We start from the raw sequence: 23,601 nt of genomic DNA, 5'->3' as shown, positions 1-23,601 counted from the left end.
GCTGAAGTTCGCTCCTGAGCGGTCTGTGCGAAAGGCGGAAGCTCACTAGCACAGAACGGTTGCGCCCCGTTACGGCGTTCTGAGAGCCGCCCGGCATCTGTGCACGGGTGGAAACCGGGTGGTACCGCGGAGCAGAAGAATTACAGCTTCGTCCCTTTTGCCTGAGAAATCGGGCAGGGGACGGAGCTTTTTTGTTGCACTCCGCTCATCAACACGAAGAATAAAGGAGAGAACATCCATGCAAGCAATGATCGACGAGCTGGCAAAACAGGCCGCTGAAAGCCTTGGTCAGGTGTCCGGCAAGGAAACGCTGGCCTCCTTCTGGCAGGAGTACCTCAGCAAAAACGGCAAGATCTCTGCCCTGATGAAGAACCTGCGCACCGTTGCGCCGGAAGAGCGTCCTGCCATGGGCAAGATCATCAACGAACTCAAGGCAAAGGTGCAGGCAGACTATGACGCTGCCGCAGAACAGGTGAAGCAGGCAGAGCTTGCTGCCCGCAATGCCGCTGAGACGGTGGATATCACGCTGCCCGCCAAGACCCGCCCCATGGGCGGCCTGCACCCGCTGACCCTGATCACCAACCAGATCATCGACGTGTTCTCCGGCATGGGCTTTTCGGTGGGCACCTTCCCGGAGATCGAGGACGATGACCACAACTTTACCCGTCTGAACGTGCCCAAGGATCACCCGGCACGCGACATGCAGGACACCTTCTACCTGTCGGAGGAGTTCCTGCTGCGTACCCAGACTTCCGGCGGCCAGATCCGCACCATGGACGTTCAGAAGCCGCCCATCAAGATCCTGATGCCCGGCCGTGTGTTCCGCTCCGACTCCGACGCTACCCACAGCCCCATGTTCCACCAGATGGAAGGTCTGGTGGTGGATAAGGGCATCACGCTGGGCGACCTGCAGGGCGCACTGAACACCTTCGTGCAGAAACTGTTCGGTGCTGACACCCGCACCCGCCTGCGTCCTTCTTACTTCCCGTTCACCGAGCCCAGCGTGGAGGTGGACGTGAGCTGCTTCGAGTGCCACGGCAAGGGCTGCCCGCTGTGCAAGCACACCGGCTGGATCGAGGTGCTGGGCGGCGGCGTTGTCAACCGCAAGGTGCTGGAGAACTGCAATATCGATCCGGATGAGTATTCCGGTTTCGCCTTCGGCATCGGCATCGAGCGTATCGCCATGCTGAAGTATGGCATCAACAATATCGGCCTGATGTTCGAGAACAACCTGCAGTTCCTCAAGCAGTTCCACGAATAAGAGGGGAGAGAAGAGACAATGAAAGTACCTTTCAGCTGGTTAAAAGAATTTGTAGATATCGACGTTACTGCGCAGGAACTGGAGGAAAAGCTCTTCTCCTGCGGCTTTGAGGTCGAAGAGCTGATCCCGCTGGATGCCGGCATCAGTAAGGTGGTCGTCGGCAAGATCGTGGAGATGGAAAAGCAGGAGGGCACCCACCTGACCAAGTGTGTGGTGGACTGCGGCGACTACGGCCACGACATCCGCATCAGCACCGGTGCCGCCAACATGAAGCTGGGCGACTGCGTGCCCGCTGCTCTGGATGGCTCCACCCTGCCCGGCGGCATCAAGATCAAGGCCCGCAAGATGCAGGGCGTGGAGTCCAACGGTATGCTGTGCTCCGGCGAAGAGCTGGGTCTGAACGACGACCTGTTCCCGGGCTCTGAGGTCTACGGCCTGCTCATCCTGCCCGAGGATTCTGTCCCCGGCACCGACATTGCCCCCGTGGTGGGTCTGGATGACTATATCTTTGATATCTCCATCACCGCAAACCGCCCGGACTGCCAGTCCGTTCTGGGCATCGCCCGCGAGGTGGCTGCCGTTCTGGGCAAGCCCCTGCACATGCCCGCCATGGACTACAAGGCTGTCTGCGAGCCGGATGCGCCCATCACCGTCAAGGTGGAGGCACCGGATCTGTGCCCCCGCTACATGGCACACTATGTGCGCAACATCCGCATGGGCGAGTCTCCCCGCTGGATGAAGCGCCATCTGGCTCTGTGCGGCCTGCGCTCCATCAGCAACGTAGTGGATATCACCAACCACACCCTGCTGGAAATGGGTCAGCCCATGCACGCCTTTGACCTGAACAAGGTCGCCGGCCGCACCATCGATGTGCGCCGCGCACAGGAAGGTGAAAAGATCGTCACACTGGACGAGAAGGAATTTACCCTGAACCCCAACAATCTGGTCATCTGCGATGCCGAAAAGCCGGTGGCACTTGCCGGCATCATGGGCGGCGCAAACTCCGGCATGGATGAGAACACCACCAGCCTGCTGTTTGAGTGCGCCACCTTCGCCCGCGACTGCGTGCGTAAGACCAGCCGCGCTCTGGGCCAGAACAGCGATTCCTCCGCCCGCTACGAGAAGGGTGTGGACCGCCACTCTCCTGAACTGGGCCTTGCCCGTGCCCTGCACCTGATTCAGGAGCTGGACTGCGGCGACATCACCACGCTGGAATATGACCTGACCGATGGCCGCCCGATGGAGCGCAAGCACATCGTTACCACCCCGGCTAAGATTTGCGGCGTGCTGGGCATCACCGTGCCGGATCAGACCATGATCGACATTCTGCAGCGTCTGGAGTTCACGGTGGATGTACAGGCCGATGGCAGCTGGGACGTGTCCGCACCCCTGTACCGCGAGGATGTGGAGAGCTTCCCGGATCTGGCCGAGGAGGTCATCCGTGAGTACGGCTACGACCACATCGTGCCCACCTTCCTGAACACCGCCTCCGTTACAAACGGCGGTCTGAACTACGACCAGAAGCAGCAGCTCAAGACCAAGCGTCTGCTGGCTGCGCAGGGCTTCTACGAGGCCTCTACGCTGGCCTTCTACTCCAACGCAGAACTGGATATGCTGCACATCCCGGCGGACGATGCTGCCCGCAAGGCCATCCGCATCCTGAACCCCATCAGTGAGAATCTGTCCATCATGCGTACCCTGCTGGCTCCCTCCATGCTGAATGTCATTGTGGACAATCTCAAGAAGGGCAACACGGAAGGCCGTCTGTTCGAGATGGCACCGGTGTATCTTGCCAAGGAACTGCCCATCAATGAGCATCCGCACGAGCGCCAGACCCTGTGCATCGGCGCATTCGGCCCTGAAGAAGATTTCTTCACCGTCAAGGGTGCACTGGAAGCGCTGGCAGCCGGCTTTGGCCTGAGCTTTGACTACAAGCGCGAGACCACCTCTTGGCTGCACCCCGGCATCAGTGCCGCTGTTTACTGCGGTGACAAGCGTCTGGGTGTATTCGGCAAACTGTCCAACGAGATCAACGGCGAGCTGGAAATTGCAAAGGATCAGAAGGACAGCCAGAATATCTATCTGGGTGAACTGGACTACGAGGCCCTGATGTCCTGCGTGGATGGTGAACTGCGCTATCAGCCGCTCAGCCCCTATGCTGCTGTCAAGCGTGATCTGGCACTGGTCTGCGATGAAGAGACTACCTGCGGCGAGATCGAAGAAACCATCAAGAAGGCCAGCCCTCTGGTGGGTGAAATCAAGCTGTTCGATATCTATCGCGGTGCAAATCTGGGCGAGGGCAAGAAGAGCATGGCGTTCACCCTGTCTCTGTCCGATCCGAAAAAGGAAGTTTCCACTGAGGAAGTGGAGCGCGTGGTCAAGAAGATCCTCGGCAATCTGAAGTTCAAGCTGGGTATCGAGATCCGCTAACTTTATTATAGAAGTAATATAAGGCCGTCTGTGCAGGAATGTGCAGGCGGCTTTTTTGCGTAAAAAAGAGAACGTTGAATACTGCTGGGTATCCGTAAAACAGTTTTCGAAAAATGACACGGCAACTGCCTGTCAGGATTGGTTACGGAGTACCCGGCTAGGCCGAGGAAACATCAAGTCCCATGTCCGCACCGTTAAGGTGTTGGGTATGGGGCTTTTTGCATTTCAGGAACGTATACACCTCTGGAAAGGTGTAACACACTAGACTTTGTACCAAAGTCGTGTGCCAAGGGTGCTGCGCCCCTTTGGAATCCCTGCTTACATCGCCTGTGGGCGATGTAGATTCGCCGCACAGAAAGCTCTCACAAAGGTGCACCGGGCTGTCTGCGGCGAGGAAAAGGCACTTCTGCGGAAGTGTAATAACCCACTATGACACTTTCATCCCTGCGGTCTGCAAAGTGTAGTGGGCTCTCCGAGGGGGAACGGCTGTATAGAGTGCGTTTCGGGCAAATCGCTACGTACGTGCGTACAGGGTTCTGGTACGTATGTACGCAGTAAATCGGCCAAATTCTCCTATATAGGGGTATTCTTTCATTGGAGAATATGGTATACTTGGTTTGGCCCAGTAAATCGGAATTTGTAAAGGAGATGTACAACATGAAGAAAGTTTGCTTAGTGGTTTTGCCGGCTTTAACAATAGTGTTAGAATCGCTGCCTTTGGGAGCAGTTTGCATTTTTGCAACATCTCCAACAGAAAGAGTAAAAGAAACATTCTCATACTTTAGCCTTACACCGTTTGGCTATGCAAATTTTGCCCCACTTATTACAGCCATACTTACCGTTGCCATCTTCTTGCTTTCATTGTTTTCATTGAAGAAGAACAGTGTTCTCAAAGCATTGTTTGTCCTTTCAATTATTACAGTAGTTGTTTCTCTTTTGCCGTTGATGTATGGTTTAAACTACTACACCTTTGTAGGAGCCTTTATAACGGTAACACTTGTAATAGAAAGTATTTTGGCTAAGATTCAACAAAAAATAAAGTGACAGCTTCCAGCCTTTTAAACAGAAAGCTAATTTCCTATTTAGCGGAGAACAAATAGAGCAAAAAATCGGAATCCAACAAGGGCAAAGCAAATGGAGCAGATCATCAATTATAGAGACATACCTACAGATAAAAGAACTGATATTCTAAACGCTCTTGCGCAAATAGGTTTTATTCCAGCATACGGCGGAGTGAAAACAATGCAGCGAATTATGGAAAAATCGGTTCCGGGTTCAGGACCTCAATTCTATTTTGTTTTTCGCGAAGAAAAGTTGATAGGGTACAATTTTCTCATTGGTGACACTAAAAGATATAAGGCATTCCCATGGCTCGCTATTAGTAATGCAGATGAGCAGAAAATGGTTGTTTGTGAAGAAATGATGGGAATGCAGGTTGCTTTTTTCGAGAAACTTGGAATGAAGAATATAGCAGACCATTGTGTTAGGCTTATGGAAAATTACAGAAAAGGAATTGGAAAACGAGAAGAAAGTGGTAGCAGATAAATTCCAGTTTGCCGTACTTGTTTCTAGCAGGGTTTGGGGCAGGCACGCCCCAACAAGAAGCTGTCCCAAAGGGGCAAGAATTTTCAAGAATTGAAAATTTGTGGCCACGGGACGATTCTTGCTCTCACGAAAACCTATGCTTTTTGAAAATCCGCTTTTCACAGCCAAAGGAGGATGAACCATGAAAAAAGAAATCGAAGCCTTTGTCAATGCAGCCAACGAACAGGAGTTGGAAGCCGCATGGAACAACCTCTCGGCAGAGGAACAGCAGGTTTTCGAGCAGCTCATGGAGGAAGACCCGCCCGAAGATGCACTGGCATTTTTCGCCCAGCTGTATGACGATGCCCCGAAGGAGCAGGCCAGCGAGACCGTGAGCATCTCCGAAAATGAAATCTATTTCAAGCGGCAGCCCTTGACCGAAGAACAGAAGAAGCACGACTCTTATGTGGACGAGAACGGCAATCTCCACGTCAAGAACCTGTCCGCGTTCTGGATTCCTGAACTGACCACCACGGAGAAAGTCGGTCACACCACCTACACCGTGACCGGCAGCTATGAGGGTAAGGAATCCTTTTTGAAGAAGCTGGAGCGCATTGTTGCCAAGAACGCCCAGCAAAAATTTGAAGATGAGGGTGCAGACGAATGACAACTGCGCCCAATTCTGCTATACTTGACCCGGTAACCAATCCTGTACTGACAGTTGCTCCACAGAGTAAGGAGGACACAACAATGTCTGGAGCAACGAATAAAATCACCGCACTTTATTGCCGACTGTCACAGGAGGACGCGCGACTCGGTGAAAGTCTTTCTATCGAGAACCAGAAGGATATCCTTTTGGACTACGCTAAAAAGAACCACTTCTCGAACCCGGTGTTCTTTGTGGATGATGGCTATTCTGGCACGAACTACGACCGCCCCGGCTTTCAGAGTATGCTGGCCGAGATTGAAGCAGGGCGTATAGGAATCGTTATTACGAAAGACCTGTCCCGACTGGGGCGCAACTCTGCCTTGACGGGACTGTACACAAACTTCACCTTTCCCCAGTATGGCGTTCGCTACATTGCCATTAACGATAATTACGACACCATTGACCCGAACAGTGTAAACAACGATTTTGCAGGCATTAAGAACTGGTTCAACGAGTTTTACGCCCGTGATACCAGCCGAAAGATTCGGGCTGTCCAGAAGGCCAAGGGAGAGCGTGGAGTGCCGCTGACGGTCAATGTGCCGTACGGTTATGTAAAAGACCCGGAGAACCCGAAGCATTGGCTTGTTGACCCGGAAGCGGCTGCGATTGTGAAGCGCATCTTCTCCATGTGCATGGAGGGACGTGGGCCGACCCAAATTGCGAACCAACTGTGGGAAGATAAAGTTCTGAATCCTACCGCCTACAAGTTGAGCCATGGCCGGAGTACAAACGCACCTGCCCCGGAAGACCCTTATCGCTGGGATAAAAGAGCAGTAAGTTTGATTCTGGAACGCCGGGAGTACACGGGCTGCACAGTCAACTTCAAGACCTATACTAACTCTATCTGGGATAAAAAGAGACATCTGAATCCTGTGGAAAATCAGGCTATCTTCCTAGATACACATGAGCGCATTATTGACGATGATGTGTTTGAAAAGGTTCAGGAGATTCGTAACCAGCGTCACCGCATGACCCGGACAGGCAAGAGCAGCATTTTCTCCGGTATGGTCTACTGCGCTGACTGCGGTTCTAAGATGCAATATGGTTCGTCCAACAACAGGGACTTCAGTCAAGACTTCTTTGATTGCTCTCTGCACAAGAAGAACGGGAGCAAGTGCAAGGGACACTTCATCCGGGTAAAGGTTCTGGAAGGACGTGTACTGAGTCATGTTCAGCGGGTGACGGACTACATTCTCCGTCATGAAGACTACTTCCGCAAGGTCATGGAGGAGCAGCTTCGGGTGGAAAGCACCGAAAAGCTGACCGTCCTGAAGAAGCAGCTTGCCCGGAATGAGAAGCGGATTGCAGACCTCAAACGGCTGTTCATGAAAATCTACGAGGATAACGCCAGCGGAAAGCTGAGCGATGAACGCTTTGACATGATGAGCCAGAGCTACGATGCCGAACAGAAGCATCTGGAAGAGGAAGCCCTCTCTATCCAGCAGGAAATTGAAGTACAGGAACAGCAGATCGAGAATATTGAAAAGTTCGTCCAGAAAGCGCACAAGTACGTTCATATTGAAGAACTCACCCCTTATGCTCTCCGTGAACTGGTGTCGGCCATCTATGTGGATGCCCCGGATAAGTCCAGCGGAAAGCGGGTGCAGCACATCCATATCAAGTACGATGGGCTGGGGTACATCCCTCTGGATGAACTGGAAGCAAAAGAAAAGGCGTGACCGAAGTCACGCCAAATCTTCCCCATTTCGGGAGCTTTTGCAAATACTGTTTTATGGGAACTCTGCTACAAGAAAATGAACGTTTTTCAGCAGCGCAAGAAAAAAGATGAAAAAATCTGTCAAAAAGTGTTGACAAGGAGGCGGGGGTGTGGTATTATACTTGAGCGCCAAGCGCTGAGGCAAAAGAATGACTTCCGGAGCCACAGCAGGAAGCCCTTGAAAAGAACCAATAGACGCTGAAAAAGTTCCAGTTTGTTCTGAGAAACTTCTTGAGTGTCCAAGTTCAGAAAGCTCAAAAGCTTCTAAAAAATAAGGCTTGACAAAAAACCACTTCGGTGGTACAATAAACAGGTCGTCAGCCGCAAGGCTGAGGCGCTACAGGACCTTGAAAATTGAACAATATCGAAAAAACTTGTAAGGAACCTTTATGTGTTTGGAAAAACACTTAAAACAATTCCAAAAGTAATTCACACAGGACGCAAGCGATTGCGTGCTGAGCGAACAAGATTTAACACTTTTAAGTGATAAATATCATTTATAAAGAGTTTGATCCTGGCTCAGGACGAACGCTGGCGGCGCGCCTAACACATGCAAGTCGAACGAGCGAGAGAGAGCTTGCTTTCTCGAGCGAGTGGCGAACGGGTGAGTAACGCGTGAGGAACCTGCCTCAAAGAGGGGGACAACAGTTGGAAACGACTGCTAATACCGCATAAGCCCACGGCTCGGCATCGAGCAGAGGGAAAAGGAGCAATCCGCTTTGAGATGGCCTCGCGTCCGATTAGCTAGTTGGTGAGGTAACGGCCCACCAAGGCGACGATCGGTAGCCGGACTGAGAGGTTGAACGGCCACATTGGGACTGAGACACGGCCCAGACTCCTACGGGAGGCAGCAGTGGGGAATATTGCACAATGGGGGAAACCCTGATGCAGCGACGCCGCGTGGAGGAAGAAGGTCTTCGGATTGTAAACTCCTGTTGTTGGGGAAGATAATGACGGTACCCAACAAGGAAGTGACGGCTAACTACGTGCCAGCAGCCGCGGTAAAACGTAGGTCACAAGCGTTGTCCGGAATTACTGGGTGTAAAGGGAGCGCAGGCGGGAAGACAAGTTGGAAGTGAAATCTATGGGCTCAACCCATAAACTGCTTTCAAAACTGTTTTTCTTGAGTAGTGCAGAGGTAGGCGGAATTCCCGGTGTAGCGGTGGAATGCGTAGATATCGGGAGGAACACCAGTGGCGAAGGCGGCCTACTGGGCACCAACTGACGCTGAGGCTCGAAAGTGTGGGTAGCAAACAGGATTAGATACCCTGGTAGTCCACACCGTAAACGATGATTACTAGGTGTTGGAGGATTGACCCCTTCAGTGCCGCAGTTAACACAATAAGTAATCCACCTGGGGAGTACGACCGCAAGGTTGAAACTCAAAGGAATTGACGGGGGCCCGCACAAGCAGTGGAGTATGTGGTTTAATTCGACGCAACGCGAAGAACCTTACCAAGTCTTGACATCCCTTGACAGGCATAGAAATATGTATTCTCTTCGGAGCAAGGAGACAGGTGGTGCATGGTTGTCGTCAGCTCGTGTCGTGAGATGTTGGGTTAAGTCCCGCAACGAGCGCAACCCTTATGGTCAGTTACTACGCAAGAGGACTCTGGCCAGACTGCCGTTGACAAAACGGAGGAAGGTGGGGATGACGTCAAATCATCATGCCCTTTATGACTTGGGCTACACACGTACTACAATGGCGTTAAACAAAGAGAAGCAAGACCGCGAGGTGGAGCAAAACTCAGAAACAACGTCCCAGTTCGGACTGCAGGCTGCAACTCGCCTGCACGAAGTCGGAATTGCTAGTAATCGTGAATGAGCATGCCACGGTGAATACGTTCCCGGGCCTTGTACACACCGCCCGTCACACCATGAGAGCCGGGGGGACCCGAAGTCGGTAGTCTAACCGCAAGGAGGACGCCGCCGAAGGTAAAACTGGTGATTGGGGTGAAGTCGTAACAAGGTAGCCGTAGGAGAACCTGCGGCTGGATCACCTCCTTTCTAAGGAGTCAGGCAAGGACAGAACATCAAAAGATGGACAGTTCTTGGACAGGTTTGAACGAGTAGAGTAGATATTGTTCGATTTTGAGGGCCCTGAAAAGGACACTCAAAGACGTACCTTGAAAACTGAATAATAACTGCGAAACAAAGATTATAGTAAGTTCTTTTTAAGAAATATTGCAATTTCAAAAGGAAGGGTAACAATAATCTTCGTTGGCAAGAGAGAATCAAGAGGATACCAAATGTTCCAAGAGAACGTTTGAAAGGTCAAGCGAACAAGGGCGCAGGGCGAATGCCTTGGCACTGGGAGCCGATGAAAGACGTGATAAGCTGCGATAAGCTTCGGGGAGCTGCAAATAAGCATTGATCCGGAGATTTCTGAATGAGGAAACTCACCTGGGTTCATACTCAGGTACGTTATACTGAACTTCAAAATAGGTATATCGAGGGAACCGCCTGAACTGAAACATCTAAGTAGGGCGAGGAAGAGACATCAAACGAGATTCCGTAAGTAGTGGCGAGCGAACGCGGAAGAGGGCAAACCGAGAGTAGAAATACTTTCGGGGTACGGAGCGCATTTAGGACTTAAGTTGTTAACCGAACGGCATGGGAAGGCCGGTCAGAGAGTGTGAGAACCACGTAGGTGAAAGCGACAAGAGCCGAGCGAATTCCAGAGTACGGCCAGACACGTGAAACCTGGTCGGAATACGGGGGGACCACCCTCCAACCCTAAATACTACCCAGTGACCGATAGCGTATAGTACTGTGAAGGAAAGGTGAAAAGCACCCCGGGAGGGGAGTGAAAAAGAACCTGAAACCCTGTGCCTACAAGCACCTAGAGCGCGTCAAAGCGTGATAGGGTACTTTTTGTAGAACGGTCCGGCGAGCGATTGTATGCAGCAAGGTTAAGGACTTAAGGTCTGGAGCCGAAGCGAAAGCGAGTTTGAAAAGGGCGTTAAGTTGCATACAATGGGCCCGAAACCGGGTGACCTACCCATGGTCAGGTTGAAGTGGAAGTAAAATTCCATGGAGGACCGAACCGACCTCCGTTGAAAAGGCGGCGGATGAACTGTGGGTAGCGGAGAAATTCCAATCGAACCCGGAGATAGCTGGTTCTCCCCGAAATAGTTTTAGGACTAGCCTCAAGTTAGATACCTGGAGGTAAAGCACTGAATAGCCTAGCGGCCGAGAGGTTAGCGAAGCTTATCAAACTCAGAATGCCAGAGTATTGATGCTTGGGAGTCAGACAGTGTCAGATAAATGTCATTGTCAAAAGGGAAACAGCCCAGATCTACAGCTAAGGTCCCAAAGTCAGGTTAAGTGGAAAACGATGTGAAGATACGCAGACAACCAGGATGTTGGCTCAGAAGCAGCCACTCATTCAAAGAGTGCGTAATAGCTCACTGGTCGAGCGTCTTTGCGCGGAGAATTTAACGGGGCTAAACCTGACACCGAAGCTTAGGCAATACAGCAATGTATTGGGTAGGGGAGCGTTGTATACGCGGTGAAACAGTAGCGCAAGCGGCTGTGGAGTGTATAGAAGTGAGAATGCCGGAATGAGTAGCGCGAATGCAGTGAGAATCTGCATGGCCGAAAGCCTCAGGTTTCTGGAGGAAGGTTCGTCCGCTCCAGGTCAGTCGGGAGCTAAGGTGAGGCCTAACGGCGTAGCCGATGCACAGACGGTAGAGATTCCGTCACCACCAAAAGAGTTAAACACAGGGACACATATGAAGTCTCGGAGCCGGGTGTTGGTTCCGGTAGCGATCGAGGGAAATTAGTACCGAAGTCCGGGATGGAAGATGGCGAGAAAAGCTGTGTGTATTTCTGCGGTGCCCGTACCGCAAACCGACACAGGTAGGTAGGAAGAAGATTCTAAGGCCAACGGGAGAAGGGTTGTTAAGGAACTCGGCAAATTGACCCCGTAACTTCGGGAGAAGGGGTGCTGCAGCAATGCAGCCGCAGAGAATCGGCCCAAGCAACTGTTTACCAAAAACACAGGTTTGTGCTAAATCGAAAGATGACGTATACGAGCTGACGCCTGCCCGGTGCTGGAAGGTTAAGAGGAGATGTGCAAGCATTGAATCGAAGCCCCAGTGAACGGCGGCCGTAACTATAACGGTCCTAAGGTAGCGAAATTCCTTGTCAGGTAAGTTCTGACCCGCATGAAAGGCGTAATGATTTGGGCACTGTCTCAACAGCCCGCCCGGCGAAATTGTAGTACCGGTGAAGATGCCGGTTACCCGCGACAAGACGGAAAGACCCCATGGAGCTTTACTGTAGCCTAATATTGGGTTTCGATGTTGCATGCACAGGATAGATGGGACACTGGGAAGCAGGTGCTTTGGCGCTTGTGGAGTGGCCGTTGGGATACCATCCTTGCGATATTGGAATTCTAACCTGCGCCTTTGAATCAAGGCGGGGGACATTGTTAGGTGGGCAGTTTGACTGGGGCGGTCGCCTCCTAAAGAGTAACGGAGGCGTTCAAAGGTTCGCTCAGCTTGAACGGAAATCAAGCAAAAGAGTGCAAACGCAGAAGCGAGCCTAACTGCGAGACTGACGGGTCGAGCAGTAACGAAAGTTGGAGTTAGTGATCCGGTGGTATGTGAGTGGAAATGCCATCGCTCAACGGATAAAAGTTACCCTGGGGATAACAGGCTGATCTCCCCCAAGAGTCCACATCGACGGGGAGGTTTGGCACCTCGATGTCGGCTCATCGCATCCTGGGGCTGTATTCGGTCCCAAGGGTTTGGCTGTTCGCCAATTAAAGCGGTACGCGAGCTGGGTTCAGAACGTCGTGAGACAGTTCGGTCCCTATCTGTCGTGGGCGCAGGATATTTGATGGGAGCTGTTCCTAGTACGAGAGGACCGGAGCGGACGTACCTCTGGCGCACCAGTTGTTCTGCCAAGAGCATAGCTGGGCAACTATGTACGGATCGGATAAACGCTGAAAGCATCTAAGCGTGAAGCCGACCCAAAGATAAGATATCCCATTGTTTCAAACAAGTAAGACCCCTTGAAGACTACAAGGTTGATAGGCACGATGTGTAAGTGGAGCGATCCATTCAGCAAGCGTGTACTAATAGGTCGAGGGCTTGACCACAATTCGCTTGAGACTCTGAGAGTCAACGAAAAAATGTAAGCAGTGATTATTCAGTTTTGAAGGCACGTCCTTCTAAGAAACACTGGACAAAGTACAACAGATATGTTATACTAGGCCAGTCAGATCGGTCGGTGTCGATGACGGTGAGGTTCCACCTGTTCCCATTCCGAACACAGAAGTTAAGCTCACTTGTGCCGAAGATAGTTCGCTGGAAACGGCGCGTGAAAATAGGTAGTCGCCGACTTGAACAGAAAGCCCTGAGATGGATGTCTCAGGGCTTTTTTGAATTTATGCTGGCAGGATTGCAGGGAAAGAAGGAAGAACAAATGAGGAACCATCATATCGACCTTTGCGGACAGATCGATTTCACACGTACGGATGCCATGCCTCTGCTGGCACGGGACGCGCATTTCAGCTTTGCGTGCAATGGCTGTGGCGATTGCTGCCGGGGGCGGGAGGATATCGTGCTGTCGGGCTTTGATCTCTGGCGCATTGCGGCCCGGCTGCGTCTGCCGCCGCAAATGGTGGCGCGGGGGTTCTGCCGGGCAAGCATCGGCACAGTGAGCCATCTGCCGGTGCTGCGGCTGGCCCCGGTGAAAGAAAACCGAAACAATTGTCCTTTCCTTACTGGGGACCACTGCGCCATCCATGATGCTGAGCCGCTGGTGTGTGCACTTTACCCGCTGGCGCAGGAGATCAGCAGGGAAGGGGAGGTGAGCTATTTTCTGCAGCCCACTGCCTGCGGTGGACGGGTGATCGAAGCGAAGGTGGAGGATTACCTGTCCCGCTATGATGTTCCCGCCCGGGAGCAGACGGACGTGCGCTGGGCACTGGGCTGTATGGAGCTGGAAGATGTGGTGGAACAGGCCGAGACTCTGCTCAGCCCGGTGCTGGTACGCCGGATGCAGGCGAAACTCTGGCAGGCACTGTACTTTAATTACGATTACACCCAGCGGTTCCTGCCGCAGTTGGAGCGCAACCTCAATTGGCTGAATGGCGAAATTGTAAAATTGACGGAATATCAGAAGAAACAGAACGGCAAATCAAAATAATCGATAGATATATTTAATACAATCGATAATAAAGGCCGTTTTTGGACAAAAGTGAGTTGTTTTACCGCGAAATGTGTGTTATACTTCACGAGTGTAAAGCGAGACTGTACGAGTCCCGCATACAAGACTATGCTTTCTGGCGCGGCACCTGTAGGCCGCGTAAGCAAAAAGATAGAGGAGATAGATCATTATGCGTAAAATCACTCGTCGTTCGTTTCTGGCAGCAGCCGCTGCCTGCGGTGCTGCAGCTGCTCTGACTGCCTGCGGCGGTTCTTCTGCATCTTCTGCAGCTGCTTCTTCTGCCGCCCCTGCATCTTCTGCAGCAGCCTCTGCCGCAGCTGACGGCCAGAAATTCACCATTGGCATCTGCCAGCTGGTGCAGCATGCCGCTCTGGATGCCGCCACTCAGGGCTTTGAAGATGCTTTGACTGCGTCCTTCGGTGAGAATGTTACTTTCGATTTCCAGAATGCACAGGGCGATTCTGCAACCTGCGCTACCATCACCAACGGCTTTGTTTCTGCTGGTGTGGATCTGATTATGGCAAACGCCACTCCTGCCCTGCAGGCTGCACAGTCTGCCACCAACACTATCCCGGTGCTGGGCACCTCTGTTACCGAGTACGGTGTGGCTTTGGGCCTGACCGATTTCGATGGCGTTGTGGGCGGCAATATCTCCGGCACTTCCGATCTGGCCCCGCTGGATCAGCAGGCTGAGATGATCGTGGAGTGGATGCCTGAAGCCAAGAAGGTTGGCCTGCTGTACTGCTCTGCTGAGGCCAACAGCCAGTATCAGGTGGATGAGGTTCAGAAGTATCTGAAGGAAAAGGGTGTCACCGTTACTCAGTACGCTTTCTCTGATTCCAACGACCTGTCCTCTGTCTGCCAGAAGGCTGCGGACGAGAACGATGCTCTGTACGTTCCTACCGATAATACGGTCGCTGCCAACACCGGCATCGTGGACGGTATCTGCCGCCCGGCAAAGAAGCCTGTGTTCGCAGGCGAAGAGGGCATCTGCGCCGGCTGCGGTGTGGCTACCCTTTCCATCAGCTACTACGATCTGGGCTACACCACCGGTGAGATGGCAGTCAAGATCCTGAATGGCGAGGCTGATATTTCTTCTATGCCCATTGAGTACACCGATGTGACCAAGAAGTACAACAAGGCCATCTGCGACGATCTGGGCCTGACCGTTCCCGACGGCTACGAGGAAATCGAAGGCTAAAGTATTTCGGAAAACAAAATAGAAAATCAGCGGAGAAGGGCTGAGAACGCTCTTCTCCGCTTTCCCGTATTCAAACGGGTGAATAAAAAAGTGTATCAGAATCAGGAGGAATTGTTTTGGACGTTATTGCAAGATTGGCAAATCTGCCGGGCGCTTTGCCGGGTGCCTGCGCACAGGGCCTTATCTGGGGCATCATGGCCATTGGCGTGTATCTGACCTACCGCATTCTGGATGTGGCTGACCTGACCGTGGATGGCTCCTTTGGTACCGGCGGCGCGGTGTGTGTCATGTGCCTGCTGTCCGGCCAGAATGTCTGGGTCTCGCTGTTCATGGCGCTGTTGGCAGGCTTGCTGGCAGGCTTTGTCACCGGCATCCTGCACACTTTTATGGGAATCCCGGCTATCCTTGCCGGTATCCTGACCCAGCTTTCGCTGTATTCCATCAACCTCAAAATCATGGGCAAGGCCAATCAGGCTATCAATGTGGATAAGTACAGTCTGCTGATCTCCCTGCGCTGGGTCAAGGAATTTGCAATCCATAACCCCATTATCATGGTCATCATCGTTACCGCTGCGCTCATCGGTATCCTGTACTGGTTCTTTGGCACCGAGCTGGGCTGCGCCATCCGTGCTACCGGCTCCAACCCCGCAATGTCCCGGGCGCAGGGCATCAACACCAACTTCAATATTGTGCTGGGTCTGGCGGTCTCCAATGGTCTAGTGGCTCTGTCCGGTGCGCTGCTGAGCCAGTATCAGGGCTTTGCAGATGTCGGCATGGGCCGTGGCGCCATCGTCATTGGTCTGGCTGCGGTTATCATCGGCGAGGCACTGTTCAGCCGCATCTTCCACAACTTTGCACTCAAGATGGCTGCCGTTTCTCTGGGTGCCATCATCTACTACATTGTGATCCAGCTGGTGCTGACGCTGGGCTTTGATGCAAACCTGCTCAAGCTGCTGAGCGCCTCCGTGGTGGCAATTTTCCTTGCCGTGCCGTACTGGAAGGGCAAGTACTTCTCGAAGCCGGTGAAGAAGGCAAAGGAGGATGAAAAAAATGCTTGAGATCCAGAACGTTTCCAAGACCTTTAACGCTGGCACGGTCAACCAGAAAACTGCCCTGAACGACCTGAACCTGAAGCTGAATGAGGGCGATTTTGTCACTGTGATCGGCGGCAATGGTGCGGGCAAATCTACGATGCTCAATGCTGTTGCCGGTGTGTGGCCGGTGGATGAGGGCAAGATCATCATTGATGGTGTGGATGTCACCCGCCTGAGCGAGCATCAGCGCGCTGCCTATATCGGCCGTGTATTTCAGGATCCCATGACCGGCACCGCCGCTACTATGCAGATCGAAGAAAACCTTGCGCTGGCAGCCCGCCGCGGTAAGCGCCGCACTCTGCGCATCGGCATCACGAAGGCCGAGCGTGAGCAGTACCGTGAGCTGCTCAAGACCCTTGATCTGGGCCTTGAAAATCGTCTGACCGCCCGTGTAGGCCTGCTTTCCGGCGGTCAGCGTCAGGCACTGACCCTGTTGATGGCTACCATGAACAAGCCCAAGCTGCTGCTGCTGGACGAGCACACGGCGGCATTGGACCCCAAGACGGCATTAAAGGTGCTGACCCTATCAGCCAAGATCGTGGAGGAAAACCACCTGACCACCATGATGATCACCCATAACATGAAGGATGCCATCAAGTATGGCAATCGCCTCATCATGATGCACGAGGGCCACATCATCTATGACGTGGCCGGTGAGGAAAAGAAGAATCTGCATGTTTCTGACCTGCTGGCCAAATTCCAGATCGCCAGCGGTGGTGAGTTTGCAAACGACCGCATGATGCTGTCCTGATAAAAATTTCGTTGCCCGCAAAAATCAAAGGACGCCTGCCCTCGGAAAAAACCGAGGACAGGCGTCCTTTTTTCAAATACGGGAAGCACGTTGAGAGGCTTCATAGGTAACCGCCCAGTGAAAGCACGCCCACAGAAAGACAAGAGGCTGTTGCACAAGGATAGTGAACCGCTCCCTGTCAAGTAGACAGACGAAAAAACAAAATATTTTCTCCAGGATTTCAGAGATGAGATATACAACGGCAACTTTTTCATTGCAAAATGCTTGTTGGGGGACACCAAAACCCGTGAACTGCATCTGCCGGATGCAGGCTGATGTACCGAAAAAACTGGTATAACAAACAAATTTCAACCGAATGATTTGGATAAAATGCGGCTGTTTGGAATTTCTATTTTATTGTTGAACTATTAGTGGTAATATTAATCTATTATAATTGGGTTCGACAAAGTGTATGAGGAGAACTATTATGGGATCACTAACGCATGTATGTGTGTGGTCTTCTAAGGGCTGGACTCATATCGCACCTGAAGAAGTCGCCCGTAGCCATCCGGGAGAAGCGGTATCTGCACGCAGTGGGCTTTTTATGTGTGAATTGTGCGGACAATATGCAAAGTCGTATGCAGTTCAGAAGATTTTGAATGTCTGATAAGACAATAGAACTCTATATTATGTAAAGTGTACAGGAGAGTGTGCTCGATGACTGAACAGGAAAAACTCCACCACGCAAAACACTATATTGACAGCCTTGCCAATGGGGTGAATCCACTGGATGGAACACCGATTCCAGAACAGGACATCGTGAATAACGTAGAGATTTCTCGATGCCTGTTCTTTGTATCCGATGTCCTGAGAAAACAGCTTGATGGTCATGAACCTAAAAAGGTGTCCGAGAAGGATAAGAAACTGTTTTACATTACGGAAGAAGAAAAGCTGCAATATGTACCGTCAAAAACACCGATACCTGCCAGTGGAATCAGCTATAAAGTAAATGAGATTCTGGACGAAAAGAAAATGCGGAAGGTATCTTATCGAACCATCACCACGTGGCTGGTAAAAGTTGGACTTATGGAGGAGGAAGATATTTCAGATGGAAAATGTCGCAAGGTTCCAACTGCCAGTGGTATTGCGATGGGAATCACTACTGAAATCCGTACAGGAGTACATGGAGAATATCCGTGCGTTGTCTACGATGAGAATGCACAGGAATTCGTGATAGACAATCTGAATGCAATCATGAATCCAACGGATGATTGAAAAATCCCCAGTCTAAACCGACTAGAATCGGTATAGACTGGGGATTGCTTATCAGATTATCTTAAAATACTTCAATGCTTCCACAATCGCATCCTCTTTATCCTTCGGACACTTAGGTTGCTTTGCATACCATAAAGTTATTCAAATTTTTAGGAAGTGATACTTCCGCTTTTTACCTTCAAAACCGGAAGTAATAGTTCCGGTTTGATGTGATATTGGATGAATCAACGCCGATTTTCATAGAACAAATTTTTCTCCAAGAAAATTTGCTCATTCGGCATCAGCGAGAATACACGGTCAGCGCAATTTTGTGCGGAATATCGGGTTTGGGCGAAGCCCAACAAGTGTTTTGAAGCTGGATTTGTAAAAAATCAGGTTCAAAACTTGCGAGGTGGTACCGGCTTGCCCTGCTTGCTGCGATTGCAAACTCGAAAACTTCCTGAGCAAAAAATAACCGTCCGCTTCAAGTTGAACTTGAAAACGGACGGTCTGATTTGCAAAATGATTTTCAAATTTGGGAAGCACGTTGAGAGGCTTCATAGCACCCGCAAGCAATGCAGACGTATATACATCTGCTTATTTTGCGTTGCAAAATACTTGTTGGGAACACCCAAACCCTTGAACTGCATCCCGTGGATGCAGGCTGTTTTAAGCAAATAAAAAGGGAAAACTGTTTTACTTATTGCGGAATTCCCCATACAGCCACTCTGCCAATGCCGACATAATAGCCTTGTACTTGCTGGTGTCCTCAAACAGGGAAGAGAAGGTGTCCTGCGCTTCGAGATAGCTGTCCTGTGCGGCAGTATCAAAAGCCTTGGGGAAGATGCTCTCGGTGAAGATCTGCGGGTCGGAGCTGCGCGCCAGCTTTGCCAGCTTCGGGTCGGCCAGCAGACGGTCATGCAGGGCAGTAAGCAGCACCCGGTCGGCGTTGGTGAACTCGCCCTTGAACTTCTCATTGATCTTCAAAATGATCTCGTCCAGCGGCTCCTTGGGGTCGTGGCCGAGAGCGCCTTTCTGGGTGACTGGCTCGTAGACGCCCTTGGCGTGTTCCAGCTCGATGGCACCGGCAAAGGTCTTTTGCAGCTTGTAATACTCCAACTGTAATTTGCCCTCCAGATCCAGCGGAGAGACCTCGTCCGGCGGCAGCAGTTTGAGCAGGTAAGCGCAGAATACGTTCTCCTTGTGCAGCTCTTCATCAAACATCCGCGCCACCTGTGAAACGTAACCGTACCACTTGACAAGGCTGCGCAGCAGGCGGCGGAACTGGTACCGCTCGGCCTGCGTTTTCTGGTTGTAGCGGTCTGCCACCGGCTTCAAGACGCTGCTCATGCGGCCCACGGCATTTTTGTCCTGCTTGGTGCTGCGGAAATACTCCTTGGCAAAGGCTTCCACGTCTGCATCGGAATAAACGGCAAAGCTCCGCAGCTCCTTCTGGGTCTTGTAAATGAGGTCGGTGTTGACCTCCTGCTCCAGAAAGGTTTCCTGATAAAACGGCTGGAAGGCCTCCCGGATGTCCTCTGCCTTGTTCACAAAATCCAACACAAAGGTGTCGATTTTGCCGGGGCAGGTACGGTTCAGACGGGAGAGGGTCTGCACCGCCTTGACGCCCTTCAGCTTTTTGTCCACGATCATGGTGTGGAGCAGCGGTTCGTCAAAACCGGTCTGGTACTTTTCTGCCACGATGAGCACGTCGAAGTTGTTGTGGAACTCCTTTTTGGTCTGGCTCTCTGCAATGTGGCTGCCGTCGGCGCGGACGTTCAGGGACTGCTCCGTGTACTCCACGCCGCCGTCCGGTACGGCACCGGAAAACGCCGCTAAGATTTGCACATCGTCATAACCCTGCTCGGCAATGTAGCGCTTGACCTCGTGGAAGTACCGCACCGCCGCCAGCCGGGAGGAGGTGACTACCATCATCTTGCCCCGCCCGCCGATCTTGTGGCTGGTGGTCTCCCGGAAGGTCTCTACAATGATCTTTGCCTTTTGGCTGATGTTGTAGGGGTGCAGTTCCTCGTACTTGCGGATAAGTTTTGCCGCCCGGCTGGCAGGCAGGTCGGGGTTGTCCGGGATGGTCTTGGCAATCTTGAAGCAGGTGGTATAGGTCATGTAGTTTTGCAGCACATCCAGAATGAACCCTTCCTCGATAGCCTGCCGCATACTGTAAATGTGGAAAGGGTGGTGGCTGCCGTCCGGGTACTCGGTGCCGAACAGTTCCAGCGTGGCGGCTTTTGGGGTGGCAGTAAAGGCAAAGAAGGACAGGTTCTTGTGCCGTCCGTGGGAGGTCAACTCCTTCACCAGTGCATCCTCCGGGTCGATCTCGTCCTCCGCTTTGCCCTCCAGCTCGGCATATTCCCGCAGCGCATCCTCGGTGTCGGCAAGGGCGGCTTTCAGCTTCAAAGCAGAGGTGCCGGTCTGGGAGGAGTGCGCTTCGTCGATGATAACGGCATAGTTCTTCCCGGCGGTCTTGTTTACCTCAGTATAGATGACCGGGAACTTTTGCAGCGTGGTGATGATGATGCGTGCGCCGTTGTTGATGGCATCCCGCAGGTCGCCGGAGTTTTTGTCCTCGCCGATGGCCTCCACCGCACCCAGCGTGTGGTCGAAGCCGGAGATGGTCTCCTGCAGCTGTGCGTCCAGCACGGTGCGGTCAGTCACCACGATGACGCTGGCAAACACCGGCTTGTTCTCGGTGTTGAACAGGGAAGCCAGCCGGTACGCCGTCCATGCAATGGAGTTGGACTTGCCCGACCCGGCGCTGTGCTGGATGAGATAGTGCTGCCCGGCACCCTTCTGCCGCACATCTGCCACCAGCTTGCGCACCACGTCCAGCTGGTGATACCGGGGAAAAATCAGTTTTTTTCCGTCCTGCAGGCTCATAAACTTTTGCAGGATGTCCATCATGCTGTCCTTCTGGAACACTTCTTCCCAGAGGTAGGCGGTAAGGTAGCCGTTGGGGTTGGGCGGGTTGCCTGCACCGCCGTCCCGCCCGGCACCGTTAGAGCCCTGATTGAAGGGCAGAAAGCGGGTGTCCTTACCCGCCAGCCGGGTGGCCATCCACACCTCGGTCAGGTCTACGCAAAAATAGCCCAGAATGCGCTTATTGAACTGGAAACACACCTCCCGGGGGTCCCGGTCGTGCATCCACTGCTGTTTGGCGTTCTCCACGGTCTGCCCGGTGAACTGGTTCTTCAGCTCAAAGGCGAACACCGGGATGCCGTTTACCGCCAACACCATGTCCACCGAGTTGTGGGCGGTGTCGGAGTAGAACCACTGCCGGTTGCAGGTGATCTCGTTTTGGGCGTAGCGCTGGGCGTCCTTCTGGTTCAGCGCAGATTCCGGCTGAAAATAGCACACCCGGAACCGCCGTCCCCGGTGCTTGAACCCATACCGCAGCACCGAAAGCAGCCCGTCCGCATCGCAGGCATTGTTAAAGGCCGTGCAGAACTTCCGCACCGGGTTTACCGGGTTCTGCTTTTCAAAAAATGCCCACTCGTTGGGCTGGGTCTTTTGCACAAAGCGGATGAGGGTATCCACAAACAGCCCCAGCTTGGGGTCGTAGCAATCCCCGTTTCGGGTGTAGCCCCCGGCAGGGGAGAGCAGCGCCGCCGCAATGTCCGATTCAAACTGCTTTTCGGTGGTGTTGAGGGGCATAGTTAGACCTCCTTAGTTTTTCATTACATGGGTTTGACAGTCAATAGCGTCAAATTTTATTACTTTTTCTTTGCAGGAAAGTTTTGGATGTGGGTCGCCGGTATACTCTTCAATTCGGAAGCGCAAAGGATATTCATACAAATTGAAATTGCTATCGTAAACGCCAAGTGAGATAGATTCAATAGAAGAGAATATAAAAATTGAGATGAGATTTCCAATAATTTGAAAAGTTTCAAAAGGTTTTATGGGGGATTTAGTCGGGAAAGCGTAAGGAGAACTATTGATTTTTATATAAGCAAAGATGCCAGTACTATTACTCACATTAGTAAGAACTAAATTTTCCCAATGATAAACAACAGAAGTTTGGGTTAACGAAGGAAGGGGAGCGGCAGAATCATTCGGGATGGAAAGTGTTTTAATATTTTGAATTTCGCTTTTAGAAAGATCAACTAAATGCTGTACGACTAAGTAAGGTTTGATGCTCTCTAAATAATTGCGTCGCTCTTTCTTTTGCTCGTGCTTGATAGTTAACCACACGCCACCGAAAGTAAATAGACCACCGATAATACTAGACAATATAGAAATAATAATATTTGAAGCTGTCTCCATTTTACACCTCCCGTTTCCCCGTTACAACCTCATAAATCAAACTCTTCTTGTAGCTTTCCAGTTCTTTCACCAGCTGCTCCTTCTTTGCAATCAGCTTATCAATCTCGGCGCACTTGGCGTCAAGGTAATCGGCAATTTCTTTTTGTTCGGTTAATGAAGGAACGGGCAGAAGATAGTTGCATATCGTAGAAATATTAACATGTGGAGCTGTGCTGCCGATTGTATCTAAAGCACCCTGCATATACACTGTTTCGGAGTTAAGAGCATACATAGCATACTTGGGATAGAGCAACCGAGTATTGCAACGAAACTGCATTACACGTTGTCCAAGACAATATTTATTACTTTGAGGAACGAGACAAGCGAGACCCCAACTTCCTTCGCGTCCATAGACAATATCATCTTTGTCTAATGTCAAACGACGAGTGCGCTTTTTATATTCAGCTTCATCAAGGCGGTACATGTCTTCATCACAGCGCAAGGATGCTAGAGATTGGTCAGAAGTTCGAATTACTAAGTAGTTGCCTGTAAATGTATAAATGGGAGTTTCATGTGGACAATCAACGATAATATCCATTAAATACTTAAGCTTGACATTCGGGCAGTTCAGCGTTGTCACAGCCTGAGTAATAACCGCTTGTTTGAGCTTTTTGTATTCCTCAATGCTGGAGCGGGTTTTGAAAAGTATTTTATCAATACTTGAGCATTCTAAATCTAGAAAATCAGCTCTTGATTTTTGCTCATCAAGAGGAAGGGTGAAAAGCCGGACTTGTGCAAAGTTAGAATAACGCATTGCCTGACCATCACGAACCATATTTGTGGTTCGTTGCAGGGCGTCAATATAAACTGAGGACTTCAAAAGCCATCTATAAAAGCGTGGGTAAACTAATTCAAGATTCGGGACAAGCATAACGTATGCGGAGCTAATAGCGCCGGATTTTGTGCTGTATTCCAGTCCGCCTTGAAAACTACGCATACTGATTACAAAATCACCAGCTTCGACGTGTTTGAGAATATCAAAATCTTTTTCAACAGTAACAACTTTAGAGCCAGTCAGCTCCATATAGTCATCCTGATAAAGAATGCCATGTTGTTGGCTAGAGGTAAGCTGGCGCTCGCCTTTCTGTGCCTTGTCTTTACGCTGAGTGAAGAGAGCTTTTGGGTTTATGGTTCTCCACCCCTCCGGGATCTCCCCGATCCATTCAATGCCGCTGTCTTTCATC

Annotated in this window: 14 protein-coding genes, 3 rRNA genes and 1 other annotated feature (1 of these 18 cut by a window edge); of the genes, 14 read left to right on the top strand and 3 right to left on the bottom strand. The window is 51.5% G+C overall.

From position 1 onward, the window contains the following. Positions 1-159 (top strand) — a binding site (T-box leader) (it extends 87 nt beyond the left edge of the window). A gap of 79 nt (positions 160-238) precedes the next feature. The 14 genes from pheS to ACNSPV_RS11765 all read left to right on the top strand — a co-directional run bounded on the left by pheS (position 239) and on the right by ACNSPV_RS11765 (position 18,121). Then, positions 239-1,261, top strand: coding sequence for a phenylalanine--tRNA ligase subunit alpha (gene pheS, locus ACNSPV_RS11830; protein ID WP_348583261.1), 1,023 nt, complete (start codon positions 239-241; stop codon positions 1,259-1,261). Positions 1,262-1,279: 18 nt separating this feature from the next. After that, positions 1,280-3,691, top strand: coding sequence for a phenylalanine--tRNA ligase subunit beta (gene pheT / locus ACNSPV_RS11825; RefSeq protein ID WP_348583262.1), 2,412 nt, complete (start codon positions 1,280-1,282; stop codon positions 3,689-3,691). A gap of 657 nt (positions 3,692-4,348) precedes the next feature. Then, positions 4,349-4,735, top strand: a complete 387-nt coding sequence (locus ACNSPV_RS11820; RefSeq protein ID WP_242702813.1) for a hypothetical protein — start codon at positions 4,349-4,351, stop codon at positions 4,733-4,735. A 90-nt stretch (positions 4,736-4,825) separates the two neighbouring features. Beyond that, the gene (locus ACNSPV_RS11815; protein WP_149794255.1) at positions 4,826-5,236 is read left to right on the top strand and encodes a hypothetical protein; all 411 of its coding nucleotides are present in this window, start codon (positions 4,826-4,828) and stop codon (positions 5,234-5,236) included. 181 nt (positions 5,237-5,417) lie between these two features. Then, a complete protein-coding gene (locus ACNSPV_RS11810) occupies positions 5,418-5,882 on the top strand; it encodes a hypothetical protein (protein WP_348583265.1) in 465 nt (154 codons plus the stop codon). After that, positions 5,879-7,603, top strand: a complete 1,725-nt coding sequence (locus ACNSPV_RS11805; RefSeq protein WP_418268282.1) for a recombinase family protein — start codon at positions 5,879-5,881, stop codon at positions 7,601-7,603. Before ACNSPV_RS11810 ends, ACNSPV_RS11805 begins: the two co-directional genes overlap by 4 nt. A 534-nt stretch (positions 7,604-8,137) precedes the next feature. Beyond that, a 16S ribosomal RNA gene (locus ACNSPV_RS11800) occupies positions 8,138-9,648 on the top strand. Positions 9,649-9,913: 265 nt separating this feature from the next. Continuing rightward, a 23S ribosomal RNA gene (locus tag ACNSPV_RS11795) occupies positions 9,914-12,748 on the top strand. Between the two features lie 127 nt (positions 12,749-12,875). Further along, positions 12,876-12,992, top strand: a 5S ribosomal RNA gene (rrf, locus tag ACNSPV_RS11790). Together the 16S, 23S and 5S rRNA genes form the textbook arrangement of a ribosomal RNA operon. A gap of 82 nt (positions 12,993-13,074) precedes the next feature. Beyond that, entirely contained in the window at positions 13,075-13,800 is a 726-nt protein-coding gene (locus ACNSPV_RS11785; RefSeq protein WP_348583267.1) for a YkgJ family cysteine cluster protein, read from the top strand. A 190-nt stretch (positions 13,801-13,990) separates the two neighbouring features. Then, complete coding sequence (locus ACNSPV_RS11780; protein ID WP_348583268.1) at positions 13,991-15,022, top strand: ABC transporter substrate-binding protein; 1,032 nt, start codon at positions 13,991-13,993, stop codon at positions 15,020-15,022. A 116-nt stretch (positions 15,023-15,138) separates the two neighbouring features. Then, complete coding sequence (locus ACNSPV_RS11775) at positions 15,139-16,080, top strand: ABC transporter permease (RefSeq protein WP_348583269.1); 942 nt, start codon at positions 15,139-15,141, stop codon at positions 16,078-16,080. Next, positions 16,073-16,867: an ABC transporter ATP-binding protein gene (locus ACNSPV_RS11770; protein WP_348583271.1), complete on the top strand. Its 795-nt coding sequence runs from the start codon at positions 16,073-16,075 to the stop codon at positions 16,865-16,867. The genes ACNSPV_RS11775 and ACNSPV_RS11770 overlap by 8 nt, the downstream gene beginning before the upstream one ends. Positions 16,868-17,563: 696 nt before the next feature. Then, positions 17,564-18,121, top strand: coding sequence for a hypothetical protein (locus ACNSPV_RS11765; RefSeq protein ID WP_348583273.1), 558 nt, complete (start codon positions 17,564-17,566; stop codon positions 18,119-18,121). A gap of 675 nt (positions 18,122-18,796) precedes the next feature. Here ACNSPV_RS11765 and ACNSPV_RS11760 read toward each other — a convergent pair. The 3 genes from ACNSPV_RS11760 to ACNSPV_RS11750 are packed head-to-tail and all read right to left on the bottom strand — an operon-like array spanning position 18,797 to position 23,600. Further along, positions 18,797-21,769: a type I restriction endonuclease subunit R gene (locus tag ACNSPV_RS11760; RefSeq protein ID WP_348583275.1), complete on the bottom strand. Its 2,973-nt coding sequence runs from the start codon at positions 21,767-21,769 to the stop codon at positions 18,797-18,799. Positions 21,770-21,781: 12 nt separating this feature from the next. After that, positions 21,782-22,378 (bottom strand): hypothetical protein, encoded by a 597-nt coding sequence (locus ACNSPV_RS11755; protein ID WP_348583276.1) that lies wholly within the window; start codon positions 22,376-22,378, stop codon positions 21,782-21,784. Between the two features lies 1 nt (position 22,379). Beyond that, complete coding sequence (locus tag ACNSPV_RS11750) at positions 22,380-23,600, bottom strand: restriction endonuclease subunit S (RefSeq protein ID WP_348583277.1); 1,221 nt, start codon at positions 23,598-23,600, stop codon at positions 22,380-22,382. Position 23,601 lies beyond the last annotated feature (1 nt).

Source organism: Faecalibacterium sp. 3, from assembly GCF_048323735.1.
GTDB lineage: Bacteria > Bacillota > Clostridia > Oscillospirales > Ruminococcaceae > Faecalibacterium > Faecalibacterium wellingii.
The sequence above is the reverse complement of the archived record's forward strand: the minus strand, read 5'-3'. Positions and strand labels throughout refer to the sequence as shown.